The organism is Hydrogenophilus thermoluteolus, from assembly GCF_003574215.1.
In the GTDB taxonomy this organism is placed as follows: Bacteria; Pseudomonadota; Gammaproteobacteria; order Burkholderiales; family Rhodocyclaceae; genus Hydrogenophilus; species Hydrogenophilus thermoluteolus.
Genome location: NZ_AP018558.1, coordinates 595,505 through 613,207 on the forward strand (window position 1 = coordinate 595,505; position 17,703 = coordinate 613,207).

The following is a 17,703-nucleotide window of genomic DNA, read 5'->3' on the forward strand; positions in this document are numbered from 1 at the left end:
TTTTTCGATGCAAACCCCAATGGAGAACACGATGAGCGACGTACAAGAGACCATCCGCCAACAGATCGCTTCGCACCCGGTGGTGCTCTACATGAAAGGAACGCCGCAATTTCCGATGTGCGGTTTTTCCGCGACGGTCGTCCATATCCTCGACCTCTGTGGCGTCAAGGACTATTTTGCCGTGAATGTCCTCGAGGATGAGGCGATCCGGCAAGGGATCAAAGAGTACTCCAATTGGCCGACGATTCCGCAGCTCTATATCAATGGCGAATTCATCGGCGGCTGTGACATCACGCGCGAGCTCTACCAAAGCGGCGAATTGCAAAAACTGTTGCAAGAGGCGGGTGTGGTCGCCACCTGAGCCGCAACGCGCCGCTCCCGGAGGGTGTCGACGCGCCGTTCATCAGCCACCGGTGAGCCGCGCGATCAACCGCTCCGCCTCACGAGCGTACCCGCTGCCAAAGAGGTTGAAGTGGTTGAGGATGTGGTAGAGCGTGTAAAGCGGTTTTCGCCGTTCGTAGTCGCGGTGAAGCCCCGAAAGTTTTCGATAAGCGGCGTAAAACGCGGGCGGGAACCCGCCGAAGAGCTCCATCATCGCCAATTCGCTTTCGTGGTCGCCTTGATGGACCGCCGGGTCGATCAGCACCACCTCACCTGTGGCGCTCTCGGCGATGTTGCCGTACCACAGGTCGCCGTGCAGGAGCGCCGCTCGAGGGGCATATTCGAGAAAGAGTGCCGGCAGCCCCTCCAGCGCTTCTTCGAGGCGCGCCGCTGCGTCCCGGGAAAAGCCGTTGCGTTTGGCCCAGGAAAGCTGCGGTTTGATGCGCCGCGTTACGAAAAAGTGGGCCCAATTGGGTTCCCAACCGTTTTGCTGCGGCGTTGCCCCTAAATAATTGTCCCGATGCCAGCCGAAGCGGTCGGGAAAAGGGGCTGCTTCGTGCAACGCCACCAACGCCCGTGCCGCCGCTTCGGCGCGCGCTGCGGAAAGCGGCCGAAGGTCGAGCCACGTCAGGATCAAGTACGCCGTATCGCTGTCGGCATCGACTCCGTGCGCAATCACCTCCGGCACCCGCACCGCACCGGTTTGCGCGAGTGCCGAGAGACCATCGGCTTCGGCGGCAAAGCGGTCGGCCGCCGCCGCAGGGGCCGTTTTGGCGAACCACCGCGTTCCGTCCTGAAGGGTCAGGCGCCAATGGCGGTCGAACTGCCCGCCAAGCGCAGTGGCTTCGGCGACTTGGGTGGCGTGGCCGAACAGGGCCGGAAGGTATGTGGACCAGTCGATCATGACGGCTTGCCGTTTCTTCTCCCGAGCCCAATCGCGGGCTACCCGCGTTGCGCGATTCGTGCCCGCGCGTGCGCGATCGCCGCTTGCACCGCCTCGGGTGCGGTGCCACCGATATGGGCGCGTGCTGCAAGCGACCCTTCGATGGTGAGCACCTCGTACACGTCCTCTTCGATCTGGGGACAAAACTGCTGCAGTGTGGTGAGCGGGAGCTCGGCAAGGTCGATCCCCTGCCGTTCCGCGGCGCGCACGGCGCGCGCGACGATTTCGTGGGCATCGCGAAACGGCACCCCTTTTTTCACCAGGTAGTCCGCAAGATCGGTTGCGGTGGCGAACCCTTCTTGGAGCGCGGCGCGCATCGCTTCGGGCTTCACCCGGATACCCGCGACCATCTCGGCGTAGATCGCGAGCGTATCGTTCAGCGTATCCACGGCGTCGAAGAGCGGCTCCTTGTCCTCTTGGTTGTCTTTGTTGTACGCGAGCGGCTGCCCCTTCATCAGCGTGAGCATCGCGACGAGGTGGCCATAGACGCGTCCGGTTTTGCCCCGCACCAGTTCGGGAACGTCTGGGTTCTTCTTCTGCGGCATGATCGAGCTGCCGGTGCAGAAGCGGTCCGCCAAGTCGATGAAACCGAAGCGGGGCGTCATCCACAGGATCAATTCTTCGGAAAAGCGCGAGAGGTGCATCATCACCAGACTGGCCGCACTCAAGAATTCGATCGCGAAGTCGCGGTCGCTCACCGCATCGAGCGAATTGCGACACAACTCTTCGAACCCAAGCGTTTCGGCAACGGCCCACCGATCGATCGGGTAGGTGGTGCCGGCAAGTGCGGCAGCGCCCAGCGGCAAGCGGTTGGTGCGGCGGCGGCAATCGGTGAGCCGCTCCCAGTCGCGCTCCAGCATCTCCACGTAGGCCATGAGGTGGTGGCCGAAGGTGACCGGTTGTGCCACCTGCAGATGGGTGAATCCGGGCATCGGCGTTGCCGCATGCTGTTCGGCAAGGCCCAAGAGTGCCGTTTGCAGCGTGCGAATGCGGCTGCGGATCTCGTCGATCGCGTCGCGCAACCAGAGACGGATGTCGGTCGCCACCTGGTCGTTGCGGCTGCGGCCAGTATGAAGCCGTTTACCCGCATCCCCCACCAACGCGGTCAAGCGCCGTTCGATGTTGAGGTGGATGTCTTCGTCGTCGAGCGACCATTCGAACGCACCGCTTTCGATCTCTTGCGCGATTTGCGCCATACCGCGTTCGATCGCGGCAAGATCCTCGGTGCTGATGATCCCTTGCTTGGCGAGCATCCTCGCGTGCGCGAGCGACCCTTGGATGTCGTGGCGCCACAAGCGCCAGTCAAACGGGATGCTTGCCGTGTACCGTTTGACCCGTTCCGAAACCGGTTCGTCGAACCGGCCCGACCAGGTCTTGTGCGTTGCGTCGTTTGTCATCACGGTTTCCTTGCGCTTCTCTGCTCAGCCATAAGTCTACCGTAGCGGAACCCCTTCACGCTGGTTGCAACGTCCATTCTAACGCTACCCCTGGCACCGAGCCGCTTTTACCGCAACGCGGCATGCTAGAATAGTTCGAATCAAAACTGCGCATAGGGAGAACGCGATGGCGCGCAATTTCGCAGCCACTTTGGGGTACGACATCGCCGATTTGCAACCCGGAATGGTTGCCGAAATCGGCCGTACCGTTTCGGAAGCCGATATCTTGGCTTTCGCAGGGGTCTCTGGGGATACCAACCCGGTGCATCTCGACGCGGAGTTCGCGGCGCAAACCCAATTCAAAGAGCGGATCGCGCACGGGATGCTCTCGGCGGCCTTCATTTCTGCGGTATTGGGCACCAAGCTTCCAGGGCCCGGGGCGATCTACCTCAGTCAATCGCTGCGTTTCCGCGCGCCGGTCCATGTGGGCGATACCGTCGTCGCCCGGGTCACCGTGAAAGAGGTGGTGCCTGAAAAGCGCCGCGTCGTCCTCGAAACGCTCTGTCTGGTTGGTGAGACGGTTGTGGTCGAAGGAGAGGCGACGATCTATATCCCGCCGCGGCAGGGGTGAGTCACTCATGAGCGAGATGAAGCGGGTCTTTCTCGAATTCGAACGCCCGGTGGTCGAACTGGAAGAGCGCATCGGGGAATTGCGCCGTACCCAGGAGGGGAGTGCGGTCGACCTCAGCGAAGAGATCGAGAAGCTGGAAAAGAAGGCGCGCAAACTCCTCGAAGATCTCTACCGCAAGCTCGACGCGTGGCAAACGACCCAAGTGGCACGCCATCCCCTTAGGCCCTATACGCTCGATTACGTTGCGGCGCTCTTTACCGATTTCGTCGAGCTCAAAGGGGATCGCCACGTCGCCGACGATCCGGCGATCGTGGGGGGGCTGGCGCGCTTTCGAGGGCAGCCGTGTGTCGTGATCGGTCATCAGAAAGGGCGGGACACGAAAGAGAAGATTCGGCGCAATTTCGGGATGCCGCGCCCGGAAGGGTACCGCAAGGCGGTTCGCCTGATGAAATTGGCGGAGAAGTTTCGCTTGCCGCTTTTCACCTTCGTCGATACGCCGGGCGCCTTTCCGGGAATCGACGCGGAAGAGCGCAACCAATCGGAAGCGATCGGGCGCGCGATCTACGAGATGGCGCAGCTCGCAACCCCGACGATCGTCACGGTGATCGGTGAAGGGGGCTCGGGCGGGGCGCTCGCGATCGCGGTGGGGGATCACGTCGCGATGCTGGCGCACAGCATCTATTCGGTGATCTCCCCCGAAGGGTGTGCCTCGATCCTTTGGAAGAGCGCCGAAAAGGCGTCCGACGCAGCGGAGATCCTGGGCATCACCGCGCCACGGCTCAAAGAGTTGGGGTTGATCGACGCGGTGGTGCCCGAACCAGTTGGCGGCGCGCACCGCTACCCCGAAGAGATGTACGCGACGCTGGGCGCGCACCTGGCGCAGACGTTGTCCGAACTCCAGGCCCTTTCGCGCGAAGCCTTGTTGGCGCGCCGTCAAGAACGGCTAGCCGCGTATGGGCGCTTCCAGGTCGCCGCGTAGGCGCACCTCCCGGTTGCCGCCGTGGGCGGCGCTCGATACCGCGCAGCAAGAAAGCGACGCGTTCTTGGTCGCGTTTTCCGGGGGTGCAGACAGTACCGCGTTGCTGCATGGTCTCCTAGCAGCGCGACGCGCCGGTAAACCGCCGTTTCAGCGCCGGGCGGTGCCGCTTGCCGCTGCGCACGTCCATCACGGGCTGCAAGCGCAAGCGGACGCGTGGTTGGCCCATTGCGCCGAGCAGTGCGCCGCATGGGGGGTCCCTTTCTTTGCCGCGCGCGTCACGGTCGATGCGTACCTGTGCTCCCGTTTGGGGTTGGAGGCAGCGGCGCGGCGTGCGCGCTATCGGGCGCTCGCAACACTCGCGCACGATTGGGCAGCCGAGCTGGCGCGCTCCGAAAACCGGCTGACGCCGTTGCGCATCACCGTCGTCACTGCGCACCACCGCGACGATCAAGTGGAAACCTTCTGGTTCCGTCTGCTGCGTGGCAGCGGCGTTCTGGGGTTGGGCGCAATGCGCCCATGGGGGCCGTTTCCGCTGGTGTGTTCAGAACCTGAGTCCCGTGTGGCGTGCGACCCGTGCCTTGCGGCGTATGACGGTCGCACGGTTCGTCTCAATCTGTGGCGCCCGTTGCTGACCACTCCTAAAAGCGCACTCGTTGCCTATCTGCGCGAACAGAGAATCACCTGGCACGAAGATCCCACCAACCAGACGTTCGACACGAAGGCCCACGGCGGGATGCGTCGTAACGCGCTGCGGCATGCGTTGTTGCCCGCATTGCGCCGTACCTGGCCAGGGCTCGACGCCGTTAGCGAGCGTACCGCGCGCGTGATGCAAGAGGCGCACGCGTGCCTCATGGACCTGGCCGAAATCGACGCCGCGGCGATTGTGGACGGTGCGGGGCGGTGGCGACTCGATTCCTTTAGTGCCCTTCCGGCGCATCGCCAGCGCAATCTGCTGCGCTGGGCGCTACAGGCAAACGGTTGGCAGCCACCGCCTGAGGCGCGCCTTGACGAAGCGCTGCGGCAGCTCGCTGCGCACCGCAGTGCGCGAAAGCACGCTTGCTGGACGTTCAGGCTGACGGCGCAGGCGCTGCTGTGTGCGGATCGGCAGGGGGTGTGGTTGACGCCACCTCGTCCAACGCCGTGACCGCCTCAGGCGCAAGCAGAGCAACCACCGTCCAGCCAGCGCCCGGTTTGAGTGCGAAATGATCGTCCACCACCTTGAGGAGTCCCGACGGTGTCACCGTCAGGAGCACGACGCCGCGCGTTCCCAGGCGTTTTTGGTACGCTGCCCAGTCGAAGGTCTCGGTCAATTTGGTCGTCGAGATCTTGCCACCACCTTCTACCCATGAAAGTAGCTGCTCCAGCGTCACCGTTTCGCCAAAGAGCCGACGGCCCAACACCTCTTCGGTGAGACGCGCTTTCGCAGAACCGCTGCGTTCCCCTTCGGTTTGCAAAACGAAGACGTTACCGGTGCCGAACTCACGCTCATAGCGCAGGACTGCCAATGCGTTGAGCTCCGGCGAAGGGGAGAGCGCCAACAGGAAATTGATGTCGCTGAGGTCGAGTTTGCGGTCTGCCGCTTCGGAAACGGGGTTGCCGAAAAAGGTTTCCAGCCCAGACATTCGGGCCTGGCGGATCGCCAGGTAATCGGTATCGGCCAGGATCACGCGGTACCCAAGTTTCACCAGCACCTGAGCCAGCGCACGCGCAAACGCATGCGCACCGACAATCAACACCCCTTTCGGTTCGGGTTCGGCTACGCCCAGACGACGCGCGAGCGGCGCAGCGGTGAGGCTTGCGATCAATACCGTCCCGACGATTACGATGAAGGTGAGCGGCACGATCGTTTCCGCACCAGCGATCCCTTCGGCTTGTAGGCGAAACGCGAAAAGTCCCGAAATCGCCGCGGCGACGATCCCGCGCGGCCCGATCCAGGCGATCAACAGTTTTTCTTGCCAGCGCAAGGGGCTGCCGATGGCACTCACCCAAACTTTCAAGGGCTGCGCAACGAACTGGATCGCCGCGAGCACAAGGAGCGCGCCAAAACCGACGGCGCCCATCGTCGCGAAGTCGATCCGCGCCGCCAGTACGATGAAGAGCACCGAGATGAAGAGGATCGTGAGTGTCTCTTTGAAGTCGAGCACGTTGTCGAGCGGCACGCCGCGCATGTTCGCCAGACGGATCCCCATCACGGTGACCGCCAACAACCCCGATTCGTGCGCCAGCACATTGGAGATCGTGAAAACCGTTACGACCAGCGCCAAAACCACAGCGTTGATGAGGTATTCAGGCAGCAGATGGCGGCGCAGCAATTGCCCGAGGAATTGACCGCCGATGAACCCGAGGAGCGCGCCCGCTGCCACTACTTTGGCAAAGAGCCAGAAGATGTCGGTCCACGGTGCGCCTTGCGCGCGTGCGCTCATCACCAGAAATTCGAAGACGAGCACCGCGAGCAGCGCCCCGATGGGGTCGATCACGATCCCTTCCCAGCGCAGGATCGTGGCGATGGCGCGTTTCGGGCGCACCGACCTCAGAAGCGGTACGATCACCGTCGGCCCGGTCACGACGACCAATGCGCCGAAGAGTGCTGCCAAGCCGGGGCTCAGGTCGACGAACAGATACGCCGCGCCGCTCGCAACCGCCCAGGTGACGAGCATCCCCACCGAAACGAGCCGCCAGATCACGTGGCTCAACCCGCGGACTTCGGCAAAGCGCAGCGTGAGACTCCCTTCGAAGAGGATCACCGCGACCGCCAACGACACCATCGGAAAGAGCAGGTCACCGAAAAGTGCGTCAGGATCGAGAATGCCGGTGATTGGGCCGGCAACGATACCGAGCAACAAGAGAAACAGGATCGCGGGGATGTTGGTCCGCCACGCCAGCCACTGCGCAAAGATGCCGCTGGCGACGATGCCCGAAAGGGTGAGGAAGACGGTTTCGTTCATAAGAATAGGATGAAGTTTTAGTCAGACAATTGTACACATCGTGCACGCAAAAACCCCCACCCGGAGGGTGAGGGTTTCGGTGTGAATCGAATCGAGATGGGTCGATCAGTTCTTGCTCTGGTCGACCAAGCGGTGCTGCACCAACCACGGCATCATCGCGCGCAGCTTCGCCCCCACCTGTTCGATGGGGTGTTCGGCGTTGAGCCGCCGCCGAGCGGTCATCGCCGGATAGTTGAGCTGCCCCTCCTGGATGAACATCTTCGCATAATCGCCGGTCTGGATCCGTTTCAACGCGTTGCGCATCGCTTCGCGCGACTGCGCGTTGATCACTTCGGGGCCGGTGACGTACTCGCCGAACTCGGCGTTGTTCGAGATCGAATAGTTGAGGTTTGCGATCCCGCCTTCGTACATCAGATCGACGATGAGTTTCAGTTCGTGCAGACACTCGAAATAGGCCATTTCGGGGGCGTACCCCGCTTCGACCAGGGTTTCGAACCCTGCTTTGACGAGCTCGACGAGCCCACCGCAGAGCACCGCTTGCTCGCCGAAGAGGTCGGTTTCGGTCTCTTCACGGAACGTGGTTTCGATCACTCCGGCGCGCGCCCCGCCGATCGCCGCGGCATAGGAGAGGGCAAGATCGCGCGCTTTGCCGCTTTGGTCCTGATGCACCGCGATGAGGCACGGCACGCCACCGCCACGGAGGTATTCGGCACGAACGGTGTGCCCCGGACCTTTCGGCGCGATCATGATCACGTCGAGATCGGCGCGCGGTACGATCTGGTTGTAGTGGATGTTGAAGCCGTGCGCAAACGCGACCGCCGCGCCCTGCTTCAGGTTCGCTTCGATGTCACGGCGGTACACCGCGGGTTGCGCTTCGTCGGGAAGCAGAATCATCACCAGGTCGGCCTGTTTGACCGCGTCGGCGACCTCCATCACCGTGAGCCCCGCCGCTTCTGCTTTGCCCCACGAGGCGCCGCCGCGGCGCAACCCGACGATCACTTTCACCCCCGACTCATGGAGGTTCAGCGCATGGGCGTGGCCCTGGCTGCCGTAGCCGATGATCGCAACGGTCTTGCCTTTGATGAGCGAGAGATCGGCGTCTTTTTCGTAATAGACTTTCATGGTTACCCCTTTTGATTAGGAACAGCGAAAAAACGGTCAGGCTTTCAACATACGCTCGCCACGGGCAATGCCGCAGACGCCGCTACGCACCGTCTCCAAGATGAGACTGGGCGAGATCGCCGCCAGAAACGCGTTGAGCTTCTGCTGGTTGCCGGTGAGTTCGATCACGTAGGTGGTGTCGGTGACGTCGATGATCCGGGCGCGGAAGATGTCGGCCAGGCGTTTGAGCTCTTCGCGGTCTGATCCCACGGCACGGACCTTCACCATCATCAGTTCGCGCTCGATGTGCGCGGATTCGGAGAGGTCGACCACTTTGACCGTATCGATCAGTTTGTTGAGCTGCTTGGTGATCTGTTCGATCACGTCGTCCGAACCGGTGGTGACGATCGTCATCCGCGACAGGCTCTCGTCTTCGGTCGGTGCGACGGTGAGCGATTCGATGTTGTAGCCACGCGCCGAAAAGAGCCCGGCGATGCGCGACAACGCGCCCGATTCGTTTTCCACCAGCAGTGCAATCACGTGTCTCATGGTCTGATCCTCACAATTCTTCCGAACCGAGAATCATCTCGGTGAGCCCTTTCCCGCCCTGAATCATCGGGTAGACATTCTCCCGCGGGTCGACTTGGATGTCGAGGAAGACGAGTTCGTCTTTGTGGGTGGTGAACGCCGCTTCGAGTGCCGGGGCGACCGCTTCGGGGCGGTCGACACGAATCCCGACATGGCCGTAACTGCGGGCGAGCGCCGCAAAATCGGGGAGCGAATCCATGTACGATTCGCTGTAGCGGCCGCTATAAAAGAGCTCTTGCCACTGCCGAACCATCCCCAAATAGCGGTTGTTGAGGTTGACGATCTTGATCGGCAGCCGGAATTGCTTGCAGGTGGACAGTTCTTGGATACACATCTGGATCGACGCTTCGCCGGTGACGCAGACCACAGGCATCTCCGGAAATGCCAGTTTCGCACCCATCGCGTACGGCAACCCGACGCCCATCGTCCCCAGCCCCCCGGAGTTGAGCCAGCGACGCGGTTCGTCGAAACGGTAGTACTGCGCAGCCCACATCTGGTGTTGGCCCACGTCGGAGGTGACGATCGCTTCGCCTTTCGTGACTTCCCAGAGCTTTTCGATCACGAATTGCGGTTTGATCACGGTGTCGCTTGGCGTGTACGCGAGACAGTTGCGCGCGCGCCACGCTTCGATCTGTTGCCACCACGCGGTAAGCGCTGCCTCGTCCGGGCGACGATCGAGCGCTTCGAGCGCCGCGAGGAGATCACTCAGCACCACTTTGACGTCGCCGACGATCGGGATGTCGACCGGAACCCGTTTACTGATCGAGCTGGGGTCGACGTCGATGTGGATGATGGTGCGCGGTTCTTGCAGGAAATGGGGGACGTTACCGACCACGCGGTCGTCGAAGCGTGCGCCAACCGCCAAGAGGACGTCGCAGTGGTGCAGCGCCATGTTCGCCTCATAAGTGCCGTGCATCCCGGGCATCCCCAGGAACTGCTTGTCGCTTCCGGGGAACGCGCCCAACCCCATCAGCGTCTGGGTGATCGGGTAGCCGAGCTTCTTCACCAACGCGCGCAGCTCGGGTGCCGCGTTGCCCAGAACGACACCGCCGCCGGTGTAGATCATCGGCCGTTTCGCGGCAAGGAGCGCGTGCGCCGCTTTGCGAATTTGGCCCGGATGACCTTTCACCACCGGGTTGTACGAACGCATCGCGACCGTTTTCGGATAGTGGAATTCCGCCAATTGCGCGGTGATGTCTTTCGGAATGTCGACGAGCACCGGGCCGGGGCGTCCCGTGCGGGCGATGTGAAACGCCTTCTTGATCGTTTCGGCCAGTTGGTTGACGTCCTTGACCAGAAAGTTGTGTTTCACACACGGACGGGTGATCCCGACGGTATCGACCTCTTGGAACGCGTCTTCTCCGATCACCGGGGTGGGTACCTGACCCGAAAGGATCACGACCGGGATCGAGTCCATGTACGCGGTGGCAATCCCCGTCACCGCGTTGGTTGCGCCAGGCCCCGACGTGACGAGCGCAACCCCCACTTCGCCCGTCGCCCGTGCGTAGCCGTCCGCAGCATGGACTGCGGCTTGTTCGTGACGCACGAGCACGTGGCGGATCTCCCGCTCCGGTTCGGCTTGATTGATCTGAAAGAGCGCGTCATAGATATGCAGCACCGCGCCGCCGGGGTAACCAAAGACGAAACGCACCCCTTCTTCTTGGAGGCTGCGGATCACGATCTCTGCGCCGGTGAGTTGCATGGAACGATCCCTTGCTGATATGGATACGGGTAAACCCGTAACCATAACGGTTCCGCGTCGTTTGGTCAATCCCTGAAGGTTGCGGCATAATCGGTCGGTTGCGTTCGCAAGAAATGATCGTGCCCGAGCCTATCACTCAAGAAGCGGTGCTGGCGTCGCGTAGCCGGCGCATCGCCGCGATGCTCTATGAGCTGCTGCTTTTGATCGGTGTGGTCGGTGGTGGCGTGTTGTTGCCATGGATCGTCGTGGGCGTGGTGCGCCACGTTACGCCACCGGGCTGGCTCCTCTGGGTGCACCTCTTTGCGGTGCTCGCGCTCTATTTCGTCTGGCATTGGCGGCGGCGCGGTGCGACGCTCGCGATGAAGACCTGGAAATTACGCATCCTCTCGGCCGACGGACACCCGCCGTCCTGGGGGCAGTGCTGGCTCCGTTTTCTCTTGGCGTGGCCCAGCGTCGGCACCGGTGTGGGGATTCTCTGGTCGTGGTTCGATCCGGACGGGCTCTTTCTCCACGACCGCTTGGCAAAGACGCGGATCGTCCAGTGGGACTGGAAGGTGGGGTGAATGGCGATGACAGCAAGCGATAGCGACAAGGGGCTCGCGAACGTCGACACCCAGGCTGGCGTGGTTCGGCTCGAGGATTACCAGCCGCCGGCGTGGCGGGTCCGCGAGGTGGTGCTCGATTTTCGTCTCGACGCAAAAGCGACCGAGGTCCGTGCGTGGCTCGCGTGCGAGCGGGTCGCGTCGGATCCGAGCGCTTCGTTGCGCCTCGATTGCGATTTTTCGGCAGTGACCCTGGCTGAATTGACGGTTTGGCCAGCCGACCGTGTCGCCGTGCGTGACTTTGCGCGCCACGCATTGGCCGACACGCAGCCCGTGGGTTTGGTGAACCGGGTGCAAGACGCCATCGAGATCACCGGCACGTTGCCCGACCGGGTTTGGGTGGAAACGCGTGTGCAGTTGAATCCTTCGGAAAACAGCGCGCTCTCGGGGCTATACCAGTCGGCGAGCGGCCTCTTTACGCAGTGTGAGCCGGAAGGATTTCGGCGTATCGTTCCGTTCATCGACCGTCCCGATGTGCTGGCGCGCTACCAAGTGCGGCTCTGCGCGGAAAAGGCACGTTATCCGGTGTTGCTCGCCAACGGCAATTTGGTCGCGACGGGTGATCTCGAAAACGGGTGGCATTTTGCCGTTTGGCATGATCCGTTTCCCAAACCGAGCTACCTCTTCGCCCTTGTTGCTGCGGATCTGGTCGCGACGGAAAAAACGGTGGTGCGGGCCGATGGGCGCCCTGCGCTCCTTCAGGTGTGGACCGCAGCGGCGCACCGTGACCGTGCCAAGTGGGCGCTCGATTCGCTCGAAGCGGCGTTGCGCTGGGACGAACGGCGTTTTGGCCGGGTGCTCGACCTCGACCGCTATATGATCGTGGCGGTCGAAGACTTCAATATGGGCGCGATGGAAAACAAGGGGCTCAACCTCTTCAATGCCAAATATGTCTTGGTGACGCCAGAGACCGCGACCGATGCCGATTACGCCAACGTCGAAGCAATCGTGGGGCATGAGTATTTCCACAACTGGACCGGTAACCGGGTCACCTGTCGGGATTGGTTCCAATTGACCCTGAAAGAGGGGCTTACCGTCTTTCGGGATCAGGAGTTTTCCGCGGATCGGCTCGCCGAAGCAGCGGCGACGCCAGAAGCGGCGGCGAGTGCGCGGGCGGTGAAGCGCATCGACGACGTCGCGGTGTTGAAAGCGGTGCAATTTCCCGAAGACGACGGCCCGATGCGCCATCCCGTGCGGCCGCGGGCCTACCGCGCGATCGACAACTTTTATACCGCTACCGTCTACGAAAAAGGGGCGGAAGTGGTGCGGATGCTCCATACGCTGGTGGGGGAGGCAGGTTTTCGCCGCGGGTTGGACACCTATTTCGAACGGCATGACGGACAAGCGGTGACGTGTGAAGATTTCGTCGCCGCGATCGCGGATGCGAACGGCCGAGACTTGTCGCAATTCTTGCACTGGTACGACGCGGCTGGGACGCCGGAAGTGGTCGCGCATTGGCGCTGGGTCGAGACCGAGGGAGCGGCTGAGACGCCTGAGCCGTTGCACCACGGTGCCGAAAAGCGCGTGGTGTTGGAACTGACGCTCGAACAACGGCTCGCGGGGTGGGACGTTGCCGCGAAGCCGCTCGTGATTCCCGTACGCATGGGTTGGATCGATCGCAGCGGCAGGGCGTTGCCGTTTACTGCCGAAAGTCCGGGCGAAGCATCGCTTGCCGCTTCGGGACGCGACGCAAGCGCCGTGTTGGTGCTCGATCGCCCGCGCAAGCAGTGGCGCATCGTGGGGCCCATGCCAGAGGATGACCCAGTGCCGTCGTTGCTGCGCGGCTTTTCGGCGCCCGTGCGGGTACGCTGGGCGGAAACGGCCGACGGTCGGGAACCGATTGCGTGGCTGCTGCGTCGTTTTGCCCACGACCCCGACCCCTTCAACCGCTGGCAAGCCGGTGAGGTGCTGCACCTGGCGGCGCAGGGTGCGATCGACGACCATGGCCGTTTCTCCGCCGAGTGGGGCAGCTCGTTCCTCAACGCCTGGCACGCGGCGCTATGCGACGCGTCACTGGACGCCAATTACCGTGTGCGCCTCTTGACGCCACCCAGTGAAGCGGTGGTTCGGGACGAAACGCCACGGCCAGTCGATCCGGTGGCCGTCCGCGCGCGGCTCCTTGCGTGGTGGCGAATCCTGGCGCAGGCCATCCCCGCGGAGACGTTGTGGGCGCTTCTCGAACGCCAGGACACGACGGGACCCTACCGCTTTGAGCCGCAAGCGGCAGGCCGTCGTGCGTTGGTGGCGTTCGTGCTCAAATTGTTGGCGATTCGCAGTGGCAGCCCGATGGCGAGCGCGGCGGATGGTGCCGCGAGTGCCGTCGCCGCGCACCTTTCGGCGCGATGGCACGCGGCAACGAATTTGAGCGATCGGCTCGCCGTGCTCGACGCCGCACTGGCGCACCCCGACGAAGCGGTGGCCGAGAGCATCCTCGCGGCATTTGCCAAGCACTATGAGGACGATGCGATCGTCTTCGACAAATGGTTGCAGCGGCACGCGACGCGCTGGGCGTGGCAAGGGCAGTCGCCCGAAACCCTCTTTGCGCGCGTCCGGGACTTGACCCACCACCCGCGTTTTCGGTGGAGCAACCCCAACAAGGTCTATGCGTTGGTTTTGGCGTTTTTTGCGCACAACTTGCCGGTATGTGCCGCGACGGGCGAGGCGGCTTGGGCTTGGTGGACGGACGTGGTGCGCACGCTCGATGCGCGCAACCCGCTCGTTGCCGCGCGCATTGCGCGGACGCTCGAACACGCCGCAACCTGGTGCGAACCGTACCGGAGCGCCGCACTTGCCGCGGTGCAGCATGTTGCCCCCATGGTCCGCTCGAACGAAGTGCGCGAAGTCCTCGAACGGATCTTAGCGACGGCGCGGTAACGTCTTTTGCGGTAGGGAAGCGGTGTCGGTCGCTTCCCGGACCGGCGCCAGTTCCGCGCGTGCGCCGTAGCCCGCGATCACCGTTGCGTCTGACGGTGTGGTGCTGATGGACAGACCACGTTTTCGTTGGTGAGCGCGGCGCGCGTTCGCGCGTCGGGCCAACCGCTCGCGGCGGGATCGCCTAAGCATTCGAGTTGGAAACGGCGCAGGGCTTCGCGTGTGGTGGCGCCCATTACGCCGTCGACTGGTCCGGGATCGTACCCAAGGGCGGTCAATCGGGATTGGATCGTTTCGGTTTCGCTTCGCGTCAATGGGGGTTCGTCCGTCGGCCATGGCGTCCGAAACGGCTGCTTGGGGTCGAAATGGGCGGCTCGCGCTGGATCGCGCAGCGCGTCGAAGAGTAACCCTACCGCCAAGGTATAGCTTTCGGCCGCATTGTAGCGGTAAAGCACGTCGTAATTGGGAAAAACGAGGATCGCTGGACCGTTGCTGCCCGCGGGAAGGAGGAGTGCGGCGCGTTCCGGGAGCGTCGTGGGATCCCACGGCTTGCCGTCGGCACGGGTGAGCCCCAGCTCCAGCCATTCGCGTGTGGTGCGTTTCACTCGGCGACCGGTCGCCGTGCTCTGCCAGTGGGGAGGCAAACGCACTTCGATGCCCCATGGTTCCCCGTACCGCCATCCGGAGCGTTTGAGGAAGTTGGCGGTAGAGGCAAAGACGTCGGCAAGCGAGCCGTAGAGATCGCGGATGCCATCGCCGTCCCCGTCCACGGCATACACCGCGAAAGTGCTCGGCATGAACTGCGTGTGGCCAAACGCGCCCGCCCAAGAGCCCCGCGGCGGTAACGACGTGATGTCACCGCGCGCGATGATCTCGGTCAGCGTCACGAATTCACCGCGAAAGTACGCTTGCCGTCGCCCGAAGCACGCCAGTGTGGCAAGCGACTGGATGAGGTCGTAACGCCCCAAATTGCGTCCGAAATTGCTCTCGACGGCCCAAAACGCGACGATCAACTCCGCTTCGACCCCGAAGCGCTGTTCGATTTGCCGCAGGAGCGGCCCGTTTGCCGCAAGGGCCTCCTGCGCCTCGCCAATGCGTCGGCGGTCGACCAGGTTCGCCAAGTACTGCCAGATCGGCGTGACGAACTCGGGCTGGCGATCGAGGAGCGCCAGTACACGTGGATCGGGCTCCAACCGGGCAGTGAGGCGGTCGAAGAGCGCCGCGGGAATCCCACGCGCTGCTGCGGTCGGTTTGAGGTCGGCAAGGCACTGCTGAAAAGCGCTCTGCGAAGGTGCGTCAGGCGCCCCTTGGGCAGCCGCACCGGGTGTCGCCACCAGAGCAGCTATGTACGTCAGCGCGGCAAGTCGCATGTGGTGGCGCCGGGGGCGGGTTGTGTTCCAGGGGTGAAAGGGAATCATCGCTTGGACTCCGGAACAAACCACGCCGCGATCGTTTCCGGCAGGGGGACCCCAACCTGATGGGCCCGCGCAAGCACCATCCAGTAGTAGCGGTACGAGGCGCGGTCGTGCAAACGGCCCCGGTCGCGGATCGGGCCCCAATCGGCTGCAGCGGCGGCGAGCAAGATTCGTTCGGCGTCGCGGATCGCCTCGGCGTCCGGTGTGAAGGCGTCGACGATCGGTCCGATCTGACTGGGATGAATGCTCCACATCCGCGTGAATCCGAATTCGTCACGTGCGCGGCGGGCATCTTGGTAGGCGAGGTTGGGGTCGTCGAGTGCGACGCAGACGTTGTGCGCGGGCACTTTGCCAGCCGCGTGCGCCGCTGCCGCCACCGTGGTTTTCGCGCGCCGAATCAGCGGGTGTTCGAATTGCAACGGGGTGCGCATCGCGTCGGCGGGAATCGCGCCCAGGTGTTCGGAGACGAAATCCATCAACCCGAAGTCGAGACATTCGACGAGCGGATGCGCGGCGATTCGATAGGCGTCTCTGAGCGCCCCATGGGTTTCGATGAGTACGTGGAGTGGCGGGGTGCGTGCCGCATTGCGGCACAGGAAAGCGATGGCGTCAGCGACGACCGCAACGTCCTCATAGGCGCGCGCTTTGGGAAGCGTCACGAAAGCGATCCGTTCGGCGGTTACTGGGAGCAGCGTCGTCAAGTCACGCCACCAATGGGGATGGGTGCGATCGTGGATGCGTACGCCGACGCGACCAAAACGGTTCGTTTCACTCATCACGTATTCGACCGCGCGCGCGGCGTGCGCCGCTTCGTCGCCTGCGGGCGCGCCATCTTCGAGATCGAACGTGATGTCGAAGCGCGGTCCTTCTTGCGCTTGTAACGCGAGCGCCTTCTCCATGAAACGGGGTTGGCCACAATAGTGGACCACAGGGGGGATGAGTTGTGGTCGGCGGGTGGCGCCAAAGAGGATCGTGACGGGATTGGTGTATGGGGTCATCGCTGTCGCTTGCGGTCGACGGTTCTGCCGTCAATAGGGAAAAAATCCTACCATAGGGTGCCGTGAACGAAAAAAGCAGAAGGGAACTCCCTTCTGCTTTTTTCTATTCGGAAACGCCCCGATCAGCGCAAGAGGTCTTTTACGCCATTACGCTCTTCTTCGAGTTCGGCCAGGGTCTTGTTGATCCGCTCTTGCGAGAACTCGTCGATCGGCAACCCTTGCACGATTTGGTATTCGCCGTTTTCGCAGACGCAGGGGAAGCCAAAGACGATGCCTTCCGGAATCCCGTACGAACCGTCCGAAGGAACGCCCATGGTCACCCATTCCCCGTTCGAACCCAGCCACCAGTCACGAACGTGGTCGATTGCAGCGTTCGCAGCCGACGCTGCCGAAGAGAGGCCACGCGCTTCGATGATCGCGGCACCGCGCTTGCCCACGGTGGGGATGAAGACGTCGCGGTTCCACGCTTCGTCGTTGATGAGGTCTTTCACCGATTCGCCGTTCGACGTGCAGAAGCGATAATCGGGGTACATCGTTGGCGAATGGTTACCCCAGACGGCCAGGTGTTTGAACGAGTCGACCGGACGCCCCGTTTTTTTCGCCAACTGCGCCAGCGCCCGGTTGTGGTCGAGGCGCAGCATCGCAGTGAAGTTTTTCGCCGGCACCCGACCATATTTTTCTGCGGTTTTCATCGCGATGTAGGCATTGGTGTTGCACGGGTTGCCCACCACCAGCACTTTGCAGTTCGGGTCGGCGTACTGCCCGATCGCAGCGCCTTGAACGGTGAAGATTTTGGCGTTTTCCGAGAGCAGGTCTTTGCGTTCCATCCCAGGGCCACGCGGTTTCGCGCCAACGAGCAGGGCCACTTGGGCGTCTTTGAACGCCACGTTCGGGTCGTCGGTGGCGATCATCTCCTTGAGAAGCGGGAATGCGCAGTCCTCGAGCTCCATCATCACCCCTTGGACCGCTTTCTGTGCTTGCGGAAGGTCGAGGAGCTGCAAAATCACCGGTTGGTCGCGACCGAGCATTTCGCCGGCAGCGATGCGAAACAACAGGCTGTAACCGATTTGACCGGCTGCGCCGGTGACGGCGACACGAACAGGGGCTTTGGCCATGGTCTACTCCCTTTTTGCGTGGACAGAATGGAACGAAAACGGTGAAGCTGCGCTAT

At 62.7% G+C, this 17,703-nt stretch carries 15 protein-coding genes; 6 read left to right on the forward strand and 9 right to left on the reverse strand.

The genetic code is table 11. From position 1 onward, the window contains the following. The first annotated feature begins 31 nt into the window (after positions 1–31). A complete protein-coding gene (gene grxD, locus HPTL_RS02910) occupies positions 32–361 on the forward strand; it encodes a Grx4 family monothiol glutaredoxin (RefSeq protein WP_119334636.1) in 330 nt (109 codons plus the stop codon). A 42-nt stretch (positions 362–403) separates the two neighbouring features. Here grxD and HPTL_RS02915 read toward each other — a convergent pair whose 3' ends face one another. Further along, positions 404–1,285, reverse strand: a complete 882-nt coding sequence (locus HPTL_RS02915; protein ID WP_119334637.1) for a fructosamine kinase family protein — start codon at positions 1,283–1,285, stop codon at positions 404–406. A 38-nt stretch (positions 1,286–1,323) separates the two neighbouring features. Then, positions 1,324–2,721, reverse strand: a complete 1,398-nt coding sequence (gene argH / locus HPTL_RS02920) for an argininosuccinate lyase (protein ID WP_119334638.1) — start codon at positions 2,719–2,721, stop codon at positions 1,324–1,326. 166 nt (positions 2,722–2,887) lie between these two features. Between argH and HPTL_RS02925 the strand changes: the two genes are divergently transcribed. The 3 genes from HPTL_RS02925 to tilS are packed head-to-tail and all read left to right on the forward strand — an operon-like array spanning position 2,888 to position 5,454. Then, positions 2,888–3,331 carry a MaoC family dehydratase gene (locus HPTL_RS02925; RefSeq protein ID WP_119334639.1) on the forward strand — a complete coding sequence of 148 codons (444 nt, stop codon included), beginning with the start codon at positions 2,888–2,890 and terminating at the stop codon, positions 3,329–3,331. 16 nt (positions 3,332–3,347) lie between these two features. Continuing rightward, on the forward strand, positions 3,348–4,310 hold the full coding sequence (locus tag HPTL_RS02930) for an acetyl-CoA carboxylase carboxyltransferase subunit alpha (protein ID WP_119336044.1): 963 nt from the start codon (positions 3,348–3,350) through the stop codon (positions 4,308–4,310). A gap of 13 nt (positions 4,311–4,323) precedes the next feature. Continuing rightward, complete coding sequence (gene tilS, locus HPTL_RS02935) at positions 4,324–5,454, forward strand: tRNA lysidine(34) synthetase TilS (RefSeq protein ID WP_170141251.1); 1,131 nt, start codon at positions 4,324–4,326, stop codon at positions 5,452–5,454. Here the strand turns inward: tilS and HPTL_RS02940 are convergent. The 4 genes from HPTL_RS02940 to ilvB form a co-directional block, all read right to left on the reverse strand. Beyond that, entirely contained in the window at positions 5,378–7,255 is a 1,878-nt protein-coding gene (locus HPTL_RS02940) for a cation:proton antiporter (RefSeq protein WP_119334641.1), read from the reverse strand. The two genes, tilS and HPTL_RS02940, sit on opposite strands and share 77 nt — an antisense overlap. A 105-nt stretch (positions 7,256–7,360) precedes the next feature. Next, on the reverse strand, positions 7,361–8,377 hold the full coding sequence (gene ilvC, locus HPTL_RS02945) for a ketol-acid reductoisomerase (protein WP_119334642.1): 1,017 nt from the start codon (positions 8,375–8,377) through the stop codon (positions 7,361–7,363). A gap of 36 nt (positions 8,378–8,413) precedes the next feature. Next, entirely contained in the window at positions 8,414–8,905 is a 492-nt protein-coding gene (ilvN, locus tag HPTL_RS02950; protein ID WP_119334643.1) for an acetolactate synthase small subunit, read from the reverse strand. Positions 8,906–8,915: 10 nt separating this feature from the next. Next, positions 8,916–10,646: a biosynthetic-type acetolactate synthase large subunit gene (ilvB, locus tag HPTL_RS02955; protein ID WP_119334644.1), complete on the reverse strand. Its 1,731-nt coding sequence runs from the start codon at positions 10,644–10,646 to the stop codon at positions 8,916–8,918. 113 nt (positions 10,647–10,759) lie between these two features. Here ilvB and HPTL_RS02960 point away from each other — a divergent pair, with 113 nt between their 5' ends. Together HPTL_RS02960 and pepN are read left to right on the forward strand one after the other, a co-directional pair. Then, on the forward strand, positions 10,760–11,209 hold the full coding sequence (locus HPTL_RS02960; RefSeq protein WP_119334645.1) for an RDD family protein: 450 nt from the start codon (positions 10,760–10,762) through the stop codon (positions 11,207–11,209). Continuing rightward, a complete protein-coding gene (pepN, locus tag HPTL_RS02965; RefSeq protein ID WP_197713752.1) occupies positions 11,210–14,122 on the forward strand; it encodes an aminopeptidase N in 2,913 nt (970 codons plus the stop codon). A gap of 77 nt (positions 14,123–14,199) precedes the next feature. Here pepN and HPTL_RS02970 read toward each other — a convergent pair whose 3' ends face one another. The 3 genes from HPTL_RS02970 to HPTL_RS02980 form a co-directional block, all read right to left on the reverse strand. Then, complete coding sequence (locus HPTL_RS02970) at positions 14,200–15,537, reverse strand: lytic murein transglycosylase (RefSeq protein ID WP_119334646.1); 1,338 nt, start codon at positions 15,535–15,537, stop codon at positions 14,200–14,202. Then, positions 15,534–16,532: an HpcH/HpaI aldolase/citrate lyase family protein gene (locus HPTL_RS02975; RefSeq protein ID WP_119334647.1), complete on the reverse strand. Its 999-nt coding sequence runs from the start codon at positions 16,530–16,532 to the stop codon at positions 15,534–15,536. The genes HPTL_RS02970 and HPTL_RS02975 overlap by 4 nt, the downstream gene beginning before the upstream one ends. Positions 16,533–16,654: 122 nt before the next feature. Then, positions 16,655–17,647 carry a malate dehydrogenase gene (locus tag HPTL_RS02980; RefSeq protein WP_119334648.1) on the reverse strand — a complete coding sequence of 331 codons (993 nt, stop codon included), beginning with the start codon at positions 17,645–17,647 and terminating at the stop codon, positions 16,655–16,657. Between the last annotated feature and the right edge of the window lie 56 nt (positions 17,648–17,703).